The organism is Mesorhizobium sp. M8A.F.Ca.ET.161.01.1.1 (assembly GCF_004792105.1).
GTDB lineage: Bacteria > Pseudomonadota > Alphaproteobacteria > Rhizobiales > Rhizobiaceae > Mesorhizobium.
Window position 1 is genome coordinate 1 of record NZ_SRTD01000444.1, and the last position, 291, is coordinate 291.

Genomic DNA, 291 nt, shown 5'->3' on the forward strand with positions numbered 1-291 from the left:
AGGTCGGCACGCACGCCCTTGTAGGAAATCGTGTGGCCGTCGATGACAGAGGCCGAGAGCCCGGCATAACCCCAACCGGCGTCGTAGACGCTTTCCAGCTCGAAGCCGTTGATTTTGGCCTTGGCGAAGTTCTGGTACTGGAAGCAGATCGGAATGCCTGGGCCGAACGGACAGCCGCTGGTCGGGTCGACGGGCGAGAGCGTCACGCCGTCGATGTAGTCGTCGACATTGTTGTTGAAATAGGCGGCCTTGAGCCGCAGCGCGTCGCCGGCTTCGAAGATGTCGTTCTGC

The 291-nt window shown here is 61.5% G+C and carries 1 protein-coding gene; it reads right to left on the reverse strand.

All coding sequences use genetic code 11. From position 1 onward, the window contains the following. Nucleotides 1-291 (reverse strand): TonB-dependent receptor (locus EN804_RS36460; protein WP_135922433.1); only part of this gene is annotated, 291 nt, incomplete at both ends.